Raw genomic sequence first — 14,591 nt, forward strand, 5'->3', positions numbered from 1 at the left:
AGGTGGAAACAAAAAAGATAAAAACCGAAAAGACAGAAACAGAAAAAACGGAAATGCAAAATAGAGCAAGGCAAAACGAAAATAAGCGAAAAATCATTTTCGACTGCGACAACACCATGGGAATCCCGGGCTGTGATATGGATGACGGACTATGTCTCCTCTATCTTCTCGGAAGAGAGGACATCGAGCTTCTGGCCGTCAGTGCCAGCTTTGGAAACAACCGAACCAAGGTCGTTTATGAAAACACAAGGACGATGCTTAGGGAAAGAAATAGAGAGGATATTCCCTTATGGCTTGGAGGCTTAAAGCCGGAAGACTGGGACTCGGAAAGCTCCCGGAATCTTGTAAAGCTTGCCAGAGAGTATCCTCATGAAATTGATTTGATTGTGACCGGCTCTCTAACGAATATTGCAGGAGCCTTTGTTTTGGATCCGGAATTTTTTAGTCTAATTAAAGGAATGTACTTTATGGGAGGAATTACCGCACCGCTCATTTTTGAAAAGAAGGAAATGAAGGAGCTCAATTTCTCCGTAGACTATAAGGCATCTACCCTCGTTTTGCAAAACGGAGAGAATCTCCATATCATTACGGGAAATGCCAGCCTTGCCGTTATGACCTCTTATTCCGATTTCAAAGAGAGACTTGAAAATTCAAGCCTTGGCCAATATATTTTAAAAAAGGAGAGTGATTGGTTCGCCTATAACGACAGGGAGTACGGTATCAAAGGATTTTACAACTGGGATATGACGACCGTCCTCTATTATTTTTATCCGGAACTTTTTTTTAGAAAAAAGAAAAAGATTCTTATTACGGAAGAGAATTTGAAAAGAGGATACTTGGAAGAGAGTCTGAAAACAGGCTGTTCGGAAGAAAAAGACTTAGGAAGAGAACTTTACTTTGGAGAAATTAGGGAAAAAGAGGAAGTAAAGCGGAAGATGCTGGAGGCCTTTGCTTAGCAAAGAAGCTTAAGATTTTAACATAGAAGGAGCACAGTATGTCTACATTACAATTCGTTTTCGGGGCAAGCGGGTCGGGTAAGACGGAGTTTTGTATTCGGAAGGCCTTGGAAGAGGCAGGAAAAGATTTAAATCACAATGTCTACTACCTCGTTCCGGAGCAGGATACCCTTGCCATGCAGAAAAGAATTGTAATGCATGAAAACAATAAGGGAAAAGGAATCATAAATCTCGATGTGCTGAGCTTCCAAAGGCTCTATTACGCCAGTTTTTCACATAGGAACAAACCGGTGCCGAAGGCTCTCGATGAGATGGGAAAAGTCATGGTGCTTTCCCTCGTGGCGGAAAAATACAATCGAAATCTGCATTATTTTCAGGGAGAAATCGATAAACCGGGGTTTCTCGAGGAAGCGAAGTCTCTTATTTCGGAATGTATGCAATATGGGATAAGCCCGGAGAATCTAAGCAACTGCGCGCTTAAGTCCGTTAAAAAGCTGACAGGAGCAAAGCTCCATGATATGGCGCTTCTTTATGCGGGCTTTTTAAACTGGCTTTTGGAACACGGGAAATATACCGAGGAAGGGATTCAAGACCTTGCTTTAGAGCAGGTTTTACAGGATCCGAATTACAAAAATGCGACTTTTCTTTTGGACGGCTTTACCGGTTTTACCGTTTCCGAGCTCAGATGTCTTGAAATCCTTATGGAAGGAGAGAATAACATCCTGATTTCTCTGGAAATTCGCAGTCGGGAAGAGGGAAATCTCTATGAGAAGGGAGATATGTCTTCTCTTTTTTACCTGACAAAGGATGCAGTAAAGGAAGTAGAGGAGCTTGCCTTAAAACTGAACGTAAAAGTCCTCCCTGCGATTAATGTAAATCTTTATGACAGCATTAGCGGAGAGAGACGGAAAGAGGGTGAGGTCTATCCTCGCTTTGAAAAAATACCGGCGCTTCAGAAAATCTGCGATGACTATGCGTATGGAAAGGCGGAAGTAGAGAGAGCCAGCAGAGGGCAGGAAAAAAGGGACGTTAAATCCTTCGAAAAGACGGAGCAAGAAGAGGAGCAAAAAGAGAAGCAGATTCGACCTTTCGGGATTACGCTTCGCGAATGCCCGAATATTCTAAGAGAGGTGGAGGAAGCGGCAGTAGAGATTCGCGCTCTCGTAAAGGATGAGGGCTATCGCTATCGGGATATTGCTGTGATTGTTCCGGATTCGGAAAGCTATCGGGACATTTTATTTAGAAAATGGAAGGATTTGGAAATTCCCTTTTTTCTGGAGGAGGATATCAAGCTTATGGATTCTCCTTACGGGAAGGTGCTTCGGAGTGCTCTTTTGGTCCTCGAAAAGGGCTTCCTTTTTGATACGGTATTTCGCTATCTTCGTGCCTTTCCTTATCGGGGAGCCGGGGAAGAAGAGCTGGTGGACCGATGGGAAAATATTGCAAGAGAAAGAGGATTGAAAGGGCTTCCGGCCTTTTCTTCCTTACTAAAACCGGAGGAAGACGAGACAGAGGAAGAAAAAGAAGAGAGAACGTATAAAAAGAAAGTAGAGGATTATCAGGCGTATTGGGATTTAACCTGCCTCTTCACTTTTTATGAGAGAAACAGGAAAAGTGCGGAGAAAGGTTTAGTTCTTAAGGACAGGATAGACAGTTTGTCCGAACTTCTGGAAAAAACGGATTTGGAAAACAGGCTTTTAGAATCACTTTCCTTTCTCTCGGAAGAAGGCATGGAAAACAGGGAGGAGAGCTTTGAAAAGAGCATAGGAATCATTTTGGAAATGATGGAAAAAATGAGGGAAAGTCTCGGCGAAATTTCCATTTCGAAAAAATCTTTCGGAAAGCTCTTTGATCTTGCATTTTCTCTGGAAAAATTAAGACAGATACCGGCAACACTGGATCAAGTTGTGGTCGGAGATTTACGGCGCTCCCGTTTTCACAATCCGAAGGCCTTTTTATTCTTGGGATTAAGCTCGGAATTTCTTCCGAAAGGAATGGGGAAGAAGATTATTTTCACGGAAAAAGAAAGAGAATTTTTACGGGAGAGCGGATACCGGCTTTCTCCGCTTTCCTGGGAGGAAAGTTATATTGAGAAATATTATGTGTATAAGGCTTTTCTTACGCCGAAAGAAAGGCTCTATTTGTCGTACCCGAGAACGCTTCGAAACGGAAAAAGCGGAAAAGCTTCACCCTATCTGAAAGAGCTCTTTCCGCTTTTCCCGGACTTGAAAATCATCTATTCCGGCAAGGAAAAACTTCCGATTTATAATGGAAAGAGAGCCTTGGAAGAGTTAGTTGAAGAACTTCCTAAACAATGCACAGGAAATAGCCTTTTCTTACAGAAAGAAGAGATTCTTCATCGCTTTAAAACAGAGAGTTTTCGGCTCTTACAGTATTTATGGAACAGGGAAGAATATCGCGAGGCAGTGGAGCGAATACTGAAGGGGATTTTCTTTGAAAATACGGAAGAGCGTATCTCGAAGGAGATGAGTCTGGCACTCTATGGAGAAATCCTGAAGGGCTCTGTAAGTCGGATGGAAGTCTTTTATTCCTGCCCGTATGCCCATTTTCTGCAATATGGCCTGAATCTTAAGGATAGAAAAACAAGTGAAGTACAGGCCTTTACTATCGGAAATCTCTATCACAGAATGCTGGAGCTTTTCTTCAAGAAGCTGATGAGAAGGAAGGATATGGAGGAGGCTTTCGGAGAAAAGCTGGAAGAAATTTTAAACGAGGTTTTAGAGGAACTTTGGCAGGATCCGGAATTCAGTCTCTTCCTTTCCGGCGGAAGAAATGAATATTTACGGATGAAGCTTCAGAAAAATGGAAGAAGAATCCTTTGGGCGCTCGGAAAGCAGCTTTTGGGCGGAGATTTCAGGCCGAAAGCTGTGGAAGAAGAGTTCAAAATGGAAGAGGAGGGACTGCAGCTTCGGGGAAGAATAGACCGGGTGGACGAATATCTGTCAGAGGATCGGAAAACGCTCTTTTTGAAGGTCATCGATTATAAGAGCGGAAAGAAAGCGTTTTCTTTGAAAAATCTTTTCGCAGGACTGGATTTACAGCTTCCGCTTTATATGGATTATGTTCTGCAAAGGGAAAAAGAGAAAAATCCGAATCGGGAAGTGCTTCCTTCGGCGCTTTTCTATTTTACCATGGAGAACCCCGTCATTCCTTATGATAAGGACAGTGATCCCGATAAGGAGCGTTTAAAGGCGTTTAAACCGTCCGGGCTTGTGAATTTCTCCGAAGAGAGTCTTTCGCATCTGGAAAAGAGGGAAGAGGAAAGCCTTCTACTTCCCGTGCAGTGTAAAAACGGCGAGGTTGAGGAAAAAGGAGCGGCTGTTTCTTCCGAAAAGTTGGAAGCTCTTTTGGCATTTGCCAAGAAGGAAATGCTTGAAGGCGCTAAACGCATTAAAGAGGGAGAGAAAGGCATTTCCCCGATAAGAAAAGAGGGGGATATTACTTCTTGCAGCTACTGCCCTTATCACAGTATCTGCGGTTTTGATGAGGATATCCCGAACTTCCGATACCGGAGTCCCGATTCTCGAACAGACGAAGAACTCTGGGAAGAGATTCTGAAGAAGACAGAGGAAGAAATAGAGGAGAGCGATACGGGGGAAGAAAAAACGCTAATCCGTGCGAAAGATGCGAAGAACATCGAGACGAGAAAGGAGGATGGCGATGAGTAAATGGACAAAGGAACAAAGTGAAGTCATTTCCCACAGAAAAGGGAACTTATTGGTTTCCGCTGCAGCCGGTTCCGGAAAAACCGCAGTACTGGTAGAGCATGTTATTGACCGTCTCCTTGATAAAGAGCATCCGCTGAGCCTCTCTTCCGTGGTGCTTATGACCTTTACGGAAGCTGCCGCGTCAGAAATGAAGGAAAGAATCAAGGCACGCCTAAAGGAAGCCTTTTTAGAAAGCAGGGATCCGCATATTGAACGAGAAATAGCGGAACTTCCGAATGCAAATATCAGTACCATTGATGCCTTTTGCAAGAGACTGATACAGGAAAACTACACGAGTCTTAAGATTGAACCGAATTTCCGTATCGGAGAGAAAAATGAGCTTGCACTCCTGCAAGAAGATATTGTAGAAGAGCTTTTAGAAGAGGAATACGGTAAGAAGGAGGAAAGCTTTCTTTCTTTTGTAGACCGCTATTCCACGGGAAAACAGGATAAGGGAATACAGGAGATTATTTTAAAGCTGTATTACCTTGCTATTGCCAGTCCCTTTCCGGAAAAGTATCTGAAGACGCTTTCCGAGAACAGCAGCAGTGCTTGGAAAAACTATCTCCTCGCGAGCATCAGGAAGCGAGTGGAGGAAGCGATAGAAACGCTTAGGGAGGCTATCCGGATTTGTTCAGAAGAGGGGGGGCCTTCCGAGTATCTTGTGACGGTGGAGGAAGATTATCAAAGCCTTTTAAGAGTAAAGGCAATCCGGTCTTCTCAAAAAGAAAATACGGAAGAGATTTTGGAAAGGAAAGAGAGCGAAAGTGGCGGAGAAGCAGCGAAGCTTTTAGAGAAAGCAGAGGAGATTTTAGAGAAATCAGAGGAGGCAGGGGCTATTCTTCGCCGTACAATTGAAGAAATACAGACGATTTCCTTTAGCCGCATAAAGAATTCCAGGGCGGAGAGAAAAGAGGAGGTTAAAGGTAGAAGAAACGCGGTAAAGGCGCTCGTACAGAAATGGCAGAAAAACTATATTCTGATTCCTGAGGAGATAGAAGAAAAGGCGGAAACAGAGGGAAAAACTTTATTGCAGGAGGCAATCCGTCTTACCCTTCTGTTCCATGCGCGTTATCAAAAAGAAAAGCTGGAACGAAATATTCTGGATTTTTCGGATCTTGAACATTTTGCGCTAAAACTTCTCTATACGGAAAAAGACGGTGCGCTTCACTTCAGCGCCCTTGCGGACGAATTGGCACAGGAATATACGGAGATTCTCGTAGATGAGTATCAGGATTCCAATATGGTGCAGGAATATCTTGTGTCTGCCTTATCCAAAGAACGCTTTTCGGAGGGGAATGTCTTTCAGGTCGGAGATGTAAAACAGAGTATTTACCGCTTTCGTATGGCAAGACCGGAGCTCTTCCTTCGGAAATATTATGATGAAAGCTATCCCAAAATCTTTTTGCAGAAGAATTTCCGTTCCTTAAAAGGCGTTATCGATGCGGTAAATGCCTGTTTTTTCCGTATCATGAAAAAGGAACTCGGCGGAATCGAGTATGATAGGGACAGCAGTCTTTTTCAGGGGAGAGAAGAAAAGGAAGATACGGACTCTCAGACAGAGCTTCTCCTTTTGGAAAAGGAAGAGAACAAGCCCGAAAAAAAGAAAGGGGAACAAACAGAGGAAGAAAAGGCGAAAGGCAAGAAGGAGGAAAAGCAAGGAGAAAAGGGCGGAGAGGCCGGCTTAGAGAAGGAGACCGACCTGCAGTTAGAGTGCCGTATGATTGCTTCCCGTGTGAAGGAATTGCATAAAAAGAATATACAGTATAAGGACATGGTTATTCTGCTTCGCTCCCCGAAGAAAGTGGCAAAAGAGATGGTGGACATCTTTTCCGAGGAGGGAATCCCGAGCTTTGCGGTGAGTTCGGACGGTTACTACTCGCAGGTTGAGGTGGAGACGGTTCTTGCCATGCTTTCCATTATCGATAACCCGAAGCAGGATATTCCGCTTGCCGCCGTTCTTCATTCAGCTATGTTTCACTTTACGGATGAGGAGCTTTGCAGCTTAAAAATCGCGTACGGAAGCCTTTCCGAGGCACTCTGCATTTCTTTGGAGGCTATTGCCGATGGAAATATCGGTAGTGAAAATGTATGTAGTGGAAATAAACCCAGTGAAACTATTACCGGCAAAAATCTATGGAGTGGAAATACACGCAGTGAAACTATTTCCGGTGAAAATATATGCAGTGAAAAAGAGAATCCATTGCAGGTACAACCGCCGCTTGACCAAGCGCTCTTTGAGAAATGGAAGGATTTTTGCATGAAACTGGAGCGCTATAGAAGGCTTTCCCGAAATCTTCGCGTTCATGAGCTTTTAACCCTTCTTTATGAGGAAACTTCTTACTATCTTTACGTTTCGGCGCTTCCCATGGGAGAGAAGAGAAGGGCAAACCTCGACCAACTGATTGAGGATGCTCTGCAGTTTGAAAAGGGGAGCTTCAGCGGGCTGTTCTATTTCATTCGTTATATCGAAAAGGCAAAGCAGAAGGAGTATGACGAGGGAGAGGCGAATATTTATTCGGAAAATGATGACCTTCTTCGTATTATGTCCATTCATCAGTCGAAGGGCTTGCAATTCAAGGTGGTTTTTCTTTCTTCCATACAAAAAAATTTCAACAAGCAGGATTTACGAGAGTCCATCCTGCTCGATGAAGAGCTCGGTATGGCATCGCCCTATCTCGATCAGGAAACAAGGATTAAATACCCTTCTTTACAGCTTAGCGCCATAAAGGAAAAAATGGAGGAAGAAAATCAGGCGGAGGAGCTTAGATTGCTCTACGTTGCGATGACAAGAGCGGAAGAAAAGCTCATTATGACGGGAGTGATAAAAAACCTTGCTTCTTATCTGGAAAAGCACCCGGTGAACGAAGACATTAAGACGGAAGAGATAAAAAGGGCGAATTCTTATTTGGATTTTATTATGCTGGCCTTTTCAAGAAGCTTTACTGAGAGTTTGGAAAACCCGCTCGTGAAACTGCGTACATTTACAAGAGAAGCCCTTTCTGAAAAGAAAGAGAAAGAGGAAGGAGAAAAGTTTTCCTTTAAAGACACGCTATATTCTTATTTAGCGGAAAAATGCGAAAAAACCGTGGAAGAAGAGGAGTGGGATAAGGATTTTTCTTACCGATATCCACATGAGGAAAGTACGCATCTCTATCCGAAGTATGCCGTCTCCCTCTTAAAGAAGCAGGCGATTGAGGCAGTAAAGGAACAAGGGGATAAAGAGGGTGAAACGGGAGGAGAAAGCGAAGGGCTTAGCGAGGCGGAAAAAAGTGGAAAAAATCGGCAAGTGTATGAAAGAAATACGGAAAAAAGAGAGAAGGGTCTCGGGGCGAAAATCGGAGACAGTTTTCACCATGCACTTGCCCTTTTTGACTACACTAAAGGCTTGGAACAACTTCCCGCTATCTTAGGCGAGGAAGAACTGAGTCTTTTAAACAAAGAGCAGTTTCAGACTTTTCTTTCCTCAAGCCTTGGAGAATGTTTTAAAAAAGCGTATCGGGAAAAACGACTTTTCCGGGAGAAGCATTTTATGAGGGCACTACCTTATCATTCTTTATTTCCGGAAAGGGCGGAAGAGGATGAAGTGCTTTTACAGGGAATTATCGATGCTTTTATTGTGGAGGATGACGGAATTATTCTTGTGGACTATAAGACGGACCGTGTTAAGAGCGAAGAAGAGTTGAAAGAAAGGTATCGAAAGCAAATTATGCTCTACAGCGATGCCCTGGAAGCCATTCTCGGAAAAAAGGTAAAGAGAAGAGTGCTCTATTCTTTTTATCTTGGGAAGGAAGTGGAGCTTTTGCCCCGGGAGGATATGGCGAGAATTCCGGATTGACGGAGGGGGCATCCTAGAGTAAACTAGAGCCTTAAAGTATTGTGAATGGTCGCTGCCGGGAAACCGGGAGAGGAAAGTCCGGGCTTCACAGAGCAGGATGCCTGATAACGTCAGGTTGAGGCGACTCACAGGAAAGTGCAACAGAAAATAACCGCCGTTTTTACGGTAAGGGTGAAAAGGCGATGTAAGAGATCACCGGTTCTCCGGTAACGGAGAATGCTATGTAAACCCCATCCGAAGCAAGGTCAACAGAGGGCATAAGGCTGCTCGTCTGCTCTCGGGTAGACCGCTTGAGGCTTGTGGCGACATAAGTCCTAGATAGATGACCATTTTAAACATAACCCGGCTTATAGCAATACTTTAGCCCCCTCTTTCGAGGGGGCTTTTTTTCTTAGCTATTACGGCCGTAGGCAAAGTGCAGAATGGCTTATTTTTATTCTTCAATCTCGACTTTTTCCATAATTACTTTATTGACCGGAGCATCTTGAAAACCTGTTTCTACGGAAGCGATTTCGTCAACCGTATCGAGCCCTTCAATCACCTTCCCAAAGGCGGCATATTCCCCATCCAAGTGAGGAGCATCCTCATGCATAATGAAGAATTGGGAGCCTGCAGAGTTCGGATCAAAGGCTCTTGCCATGGAAATTACTCCACGTTCATGTTTAAGGTCATTTTTTACGCCGTTAGAGCGAAATTCTCCTTTGATTTTATATCCGGGACCGCCTGTGCCGTTTCCGGAAGGGTCACCGCCCTGAATCATAAAGCCCGGGATAATGCGGTGAAAGGTCAGGCCGTTATAAAAGCCTTTTTTTACCAAATCCAGAAAATTTTCCACCGTAACGGGAGCAATTTCAGGATATAATTCTAAGCGAATAGTCTTGCCACTATCCATGGTAATTCGTACAATAGGATTAGCCATTTTAGTTCTCCTTTTATTTACACGATAATGATAACAAGGGGATTGTAACAGCTTTCAAGCTAATACACAAGAAAGACTCATGGGAAAGCTTGGATTTAGATGGATAAGGGGAGTAAAGAGAATTAATGGATGAAGCTTGTGGCTTTTCTTACCGCTCTTGCGAACTCTGTGGAAGAGCATGCAAAGTAAATAGAGAAGAGGGACAAAGGGGCTTTTGTAAGGCCGGAACAAGTATGCACATCGGGCGTGCTGCAGCACATTTTTGGGAGGAACCTTGCCTTAGCGGAACAAAGGGGAGCGGAACCATTTTTTTTTCCTCCTGCGGGCTCTCCTGTGTATATTGTCAAAACCAAATGCTTTCTCGAAAAGAGTCGGGGAAAGAACTCGGTGTAGAAGAACTGGTGGAATTATTTTATCAACTGGAAGCAGAAGGATGTCATAATATCAATTTTGTGACACCGGAGCATTACAGTCCGGGGGTTCGAGAAGCTATGGTTCTTGCTCGTGAGAAAGGCTTCTCACTGCCCTTTGTTTGGAACTCTTCGGGCTATCAAAGCGCTCGGACTCTAAAAGCATTGGAAGGGCTGGTTGACATTTACCTCATGGATTTCAAATACTGGGAGGGGAGTCTGGCTGAGCGCTATTCAAAAGCAAAAAATTATCCGGAAATCGCAAAGGAAGCTTTGGAAGAAGTCATTCGACAATGTCCGGAGCTCTGTTATCGGGACGGATTATTAAAAAAAGGAGTGATATTACGACATTTACTTCTTCCGGGACAGGTTTATCAGGGAAAACGGATATTAAAATATAGTTTTTGTCGATATGGAAATCATATACTATATAGTCTTCTTTCACAGTATACTCCTTTTGGAGCATTAGATTGTTTCCCGGAAATAAACAGGAAGGTCTTCGGAAAAGAATATCAAAGGCTTGTGGATTATGCCCTTTCTTTGGGAATAGAAAAGGCTTTCATTCAAGAGGGAGAAAGTGCAAAAGAAAGCTTTATACCGGATTTTTGTGTTTAGAATTTAGCTTTTAAGGAGAAAAAACTAAATGATTAATTTTACAGTAGGCCCGGTGACGGCATCAGAGGAGGTTCTCTCTATCGGAACGGAACAGCTGCCCTATTTCAGGACGGCAGAGTTCTCCGAAATTATGCTGGAAAATGAAAAATACATCCTGAAGTACAGTAAGGCAGGAAGAAATGCTCGGGCTGTCTTTATGACTTGCTCCAGTACAGGTTCTATGGAAGCTGTCATAATGAACTGTTTTACCAAGAGGGATAAACTATTAGTCATTAATGGAGGGAACTTTGGACAGCGTTTTGCCGATCTTTGTGAAATCCATGAAATTCCCTATGTTTCGATTGCACTTGAATATGGAAAAAAGCTGCGAAAAGAAAAGCTTTATGAATATGACGGACAGGATTTCACGGGACTTCTTGTCAATGTAGATGAAACCTCTACAGGGGTTTTATATGATGTCGAAATGCTTGGTGAATTTTGCGAGAAGAATCATTTATTTTTTGTCTGCGATTGCGTTTCCTCTTTTTTAGCGGATTCTTTCGACATGGAAAAGCTTAAGGCGGATATCATGATTACCGGTTCGCAAAAGGTTCTGGCCTGTCCTCCGGGGATTTCTATTATCGTTTTTTCTGAAAAAGCGGTAGAGAGAGTGAATTGTCTGAAAACAAGAAGTATGTACTTTAATTTAAAGTCCATGCTGAAAGATCAGGAGAGAGGGCAGACACCCTTTACTCCGGCGGTCGGAATTCTACTGCAGATTAATGTAAGACTTAAGGAGATTGAGAGACTGGGCGGTGTAGATAAAGAAGTGGAAAGAGTAGCCCTCCAGGCAAAGGATTTTCGGGAGAAAATAAAGGGACTGCCATTTATGCTTATCTCAGAAAGTCCTGCCAATGCGGTAACTCCTTTGCATCCGCTTTCCGCCAATGCCTATGAAATTGTTCTTCGCTTGAAAGAAGAGTACGGAATTTGGGTTTGCCCGAATGGAGGAGAGTTAAGAGACTATCTTTTCCGTGTAGGGCATATCGGAGCATTGAGCCATGAGGATAACAGCACTTTGGTGAAGGCCTTCCAAGATTTAAAGTTGCGCGGGCTATTATAGTGGAAAGGAAAATAAGATGATACTGGCACTGGACGCGGGAACAACGAGTACAAGAGCAATCCTTTTTAATGAGGAGGGACAGTCCGTTGCGACCGCACAAAAGGAATTTCCGCAGTACTATCCGAAGGCGGGCTATGTAGAGCATCATGGAAATGAAATTTGGCAGGCACAACTTGCGGCTGCCAGAGAAGCAGTGGAGAAGTCCGGAGTTGCTTCTTCCGAAATCAAGGCTATCGGCATTACGAACCAGAGAGAAACGACTCTGGTTTGGGATCGGGAAACAGGTCTGCCTATTTATCCGGCCATTGTTTGGCAGTGTAGACGAACAACGGAAATGATTGAGAAAATGACAAAGGAAAATCCCTCCGTCATACAACTTATTAAGGAAAAAACGGGTTTGGTTTTTGATCCTTATTTTTCCGCAACCAAGCTTTCCTGGATTCTGGATCATGTAAAAGGGGCCCGGGAAAGGGCGGAAAAGGGAGAACTCTGCTTTGGAACGGTGGATACCTGGCTGATATTTAATTTAAGCAAAAGGAAATGTTTTGCTACCGATTATAGTAATGCGAGCAGAACGCTTTTATTTAATATACATAGCCTTGAATGGGATGCGGAGCTTTGCGAGCTTTTCCGGATTCCTAAGTGTATGCTTCCGGAGGTTCGCCCTTCTTCTTCCTTTTTCGGGGAGACGGACGAAGAATATTTCGGAAGAAAAATTCCAATTTGCGGAGTGGCAGGAGACCAACAGGCTGCTCTTTTCGGACAATGCTGCTTCCAAAAAGGGGATGTGAAAAATACCTATGGCACAGGTTGCTTTATGCTTATGAATACAGGAGAAGACTGCGTTCCTTCTCATCATGGCCTGCTCAGTACCATTGCCTGGGGCATTAACGATAAGGTTTACTATGCATTAGAGGGCTCTGTCTACGTTGCAGGAGCCGTGATTCAGTGGTTAAGGGATGAATTGCATCTTCTGGATGATTCCCGAGATTCGGAATATTTTGCCACGAAGGTGGAAGATACACATGGGTGCTATATCGTACCTGCTTTTACAGGATTGGGAGCACCATATTGGGACCCGGAGGCAAGAGGCTCCATTACCGGTCTTACCCGGGGAGTGAATAAAAACCATATTATTCGGGCAGCCTTGGAATCAATTGCCTTTCAGAGCAGAGACCTCTTAAATGCCATGGAGCAGGATACCGGACAAAGACTGAGAAGCCTTAGGGTGGATGGAGGTGCTTCCGGAAATAACTTCCTTATGCAATTCCAGGCGGATATCATGCAGGCCTCGGTTATTCGTCCGTCCTGTGTTGAAACCACAGCCTTGGGGGCGGCGTATCTTGCAGGTCTTTATTGCGGTTTTTATCCATCGATGAAGAGTCTGGAGGAAAGGCATCATGTGGAGATGGAGTTCTTCCCGAAAATCCTTCGTGAGGAGAGGGAAAAGAAACTTTTGGAGTGGGAAAATGCTTTAAAGGCCAGCTTGACCGGTGTAAATGGAGATAGATTAGGATAAGGGAGAGACGAGATAAAATGCAAGTAACCAATACTACCTGCACAGTGTGCAGAAGACATTGCTTTGTCAGTGTGGAACATGACGATCATGAGGTTTTTGCCGTTTACGGCAATTCCTGCCACAGAGGAAAGGAAGCGGCTATAGAGGAAGCCCTAGCAAAGGAAAAGAAATTTTTCGGAGAAATCAAAATAATCGGGGATAAAGAACTCCTTCCCGTACGAACCGAAGGATTGATTCCCAAAGAGAAATTTGCTGAAGCCGAAGAATTCTGTAAAAACTTCCGCATCCCAAAGCCCATCCGGATCGGAGATGTCCTTGTGGAAAACTTTTTAAATACAGGAGTGCACTTGATTTCCCTGAAGACTGTGTCATAAAAAGCTTGGAGTCGAAAAATATATCTGTAGATTTTCATACTGTATGGCTCTGAAAAGGGGCAATCTGAGCCCGTGGGTACTTGCGAAAAACAAATGAAATGCAGTTTTTCGCTTAGTATCCCCTACGTGGCGAGGTTAGCGAGAGCGTGCCCCGATTCCGAGCCATACAGTGTGGAAAAGTGTATTTTTTTCGACTCCATGTTTTTTTTCTATAATCCTATAAAATTACTAGGAATACTATTGTCACAACAAAGCTACTGCTTTATAATGCGTGAAATGTAAGAGAGGGAGAGAAATTACAATAAATAATACTCAACTTTCTGCTTAGTGGATTATGGAATATTCATATCGCTTAAGAGAGGGCGGTATAGTAGATGGAGGAATTATGGCAGATTTGCTGGACGTCAAAAATTTATCTGTTTCCGTAGAGGAAAAGGCAATACTCGATGCGATTAATTTAACTATAAATAAAGGAGAAACCCATGTTTTAATGGGACCGAACGGGGCAGGAAAATCTACACTTGGAAATGCCATTATGGGAAACCCCCGCTATACCATTACAGGGGGCAATCTTTTTTTTAACGGAGAGAATATTACGGCAGAGCCGGTAGATAAGAGGGCGAAGAGAGGGATTTTCCTTTCCTTCCAAAACCCCTTGGAGGTACCGGGCGTGAGCCTCGGTAACTTTATCCGTTCCGCTATGGAAGAAAGATTCGGAAAGAGAATCCGTCTTTGGGACTTCCGTAAGGAGCTGAAAGCCTCCATGGATATCTTGGGAATGGACCATAGTTATGCGGAAAGAGACTTAAATGTCGGATTTTCGGGTGGAGAGAAGAAGAAAGCCGAGATTTTACAGCTTCTTATGCTAAAGCCGGAGCTCGCCATTCTCGATGAAACCGATTCCGGTCTTGACGTGGATGCGGTTCGTACGGTGTCTGAAGGCATAAAGGCATATCAGAAAAACATGGACGGTGCGCTTCTTATCATTACACACTCCACCAGAATCCTGGAAGCGCTTAATGTAGACAAGACGCATGTTATCATAAACGGAAGAATCAAGGCTACCGGGGACGGAAGTCTTGTCAATAAAATTAATGATGAGGGCTTTGAGTCCTTCTTAGAGGGTTAAA

9 protein-coding genes and 1 other RNA gene are annotated in these 14,591 nt (G+C 43.8%); 9 read left to right on the plus strand and 1 reads right to left on the minus strand.

Annotated elements, in window-relative coordinates; genetic code table 11:
• Positions 1–2: 2 nt before the first annotated feature.
• The 4 genes from HMPREF9624_RS01000 to rnpB all read left to right on the plus strand — a co-directional run bounded on the left by HMPREF9624_RS01000 (position 3) and on the right by rnpB (position 8,888).
• A complete protein-coding gene (locus HMPREF9624_RS01000; RefSeq protein ID WP_009536131.1) occupies positions 3–956 on the plus strand; it encodes a nucleoside hydrolase in 954 nt (317 codons plus the stop codon).
• Between the two features lie 38 nt (positions 957–994).
• Positions 995–4,645 carry a PD-(D/E)XK nuclease family protein gene (locus HMPREF9624_RS01005; protein WP_009536132.1) on the plus strand — a complete coding sequence of 1,217 codons (3,651 nt, stop codon included), beginning with the start codon at positions 995–997 and terminating at the stop codon, positions 4,643–4,645.
• Positions 4,638–8,522: a UvrD-helicase domain-containing protein gene (locus HMPREF9624_RS01010; RefSeq protein ID WP_009536133.1), complete on the plus strand. Its 3,885-nt coding sequence runs from the start codon at positions 4,638–4,640 to the stop codon at positions 8,520–8,522. Before HMPREF9624_RS01005 ends, HMPREF9624_RS01010 begins: the two co-directional genes overlap by 8 nt.
• Positions 8,523–8,555: 33 nt before the next feature.
• Positions 8,556–8,888, plus strand: an RNA gene (rnpB, locus tag HMPREF9624_RS11400) — RNase P RNA component class A.
• Positions 8,889–8,955: 67 nt separating this feature from the next.
• Here the strand turns inward: rnpB and HMPREF9624_RS01015 are convergent.
• Entirely contained in the window at positions 8,956–9,441 is a 486-nt protein-coding gene (locus tag HMPREF9624_RS01015; RefSeq protein WP_009536134.1) for a peptidylprolyl isomerase, read from the minus strand.
• Positions 9,442–9,566: 125 nt separating this feature from the next.
• Between HMPREF9624_RS01015 and HMPREF9624_RS01020 the strand changes: the two genes are divergently transcribed.
• From HMPREF9624_RS01020 to sufC, 5 genes are all read left to right on the plus strand, one after another.
• Complete coding sequence (locus HMPREF9624_RS01020) at positions 9,567–10,466, plus strand: radical SAM protein (protein WP_009536135.1); 900 nt, start codon at positions 9,567–9,569, stop codon at positions 10,464–10,466.
• Between the two features lie 28 nt (positions 10,467–10,494).
• Positions 10,495–11,568: a pyridoxal-phosphate-dependent aminotransferase family protein gene (locus HMPREF9624_RS01025; protein WP_009536136.1), complete on the plus strand. Its 1,074-nt coding sequence runs from the start codon at positions 10,495–10,497 to the stop codon at positions 11,566–11,568.
• A gap of 16 nt (positions 11,569–11,584) precedes the next feature.
• Positions 11,585–13,087, plus strand: coding sequence for a glycerol kinase GlpK (glpK, locus tag HMPREF9624_RS01030; RefSeq protein WP_009536137.1), 1,503 nt, complete (start codon positions 11,585–11,587; stop codon positions 13,085–13,087).
• Between the two features lie 17 nt (positions 13,088–13,104).
• Entirely contained in the window at positions 13,105–13,461 is a 357-nt protein-coding gene (locus tag HMPREF9624_RS01035) for a DUF1667 domain-containing protein (protein ID WP_009536138.1), read from the plus strand.
• Between the two features lie 385 nt (positions 13,462–13,846).
• The gene (sufC, locus tag HMPREF9624_RS01040) at positions 13,847–14,590 is read left to right on the plus strand and encodes a Fe-S cluster assembly ATPase SufC (RefSeq protein WP_009536139.1); all 744 of its coding nucleotides are present in this window, start codon (positions 13,847–13,849) and stop codon (positions 14,588–14,590) included.
• The last annotated feature ends 1 nt before the right edge of the window (position 14,591 follow it).

This window comes from Oribacterium asaccharolyticum ACB7 (assembly GCF_000238075.1).
Lineage (GTDB): Bacteria > Bacillota > Clostridia > Lachnospirales > Lachnospiraceae > Oribacterium > Oribacterium asaccharolyticum.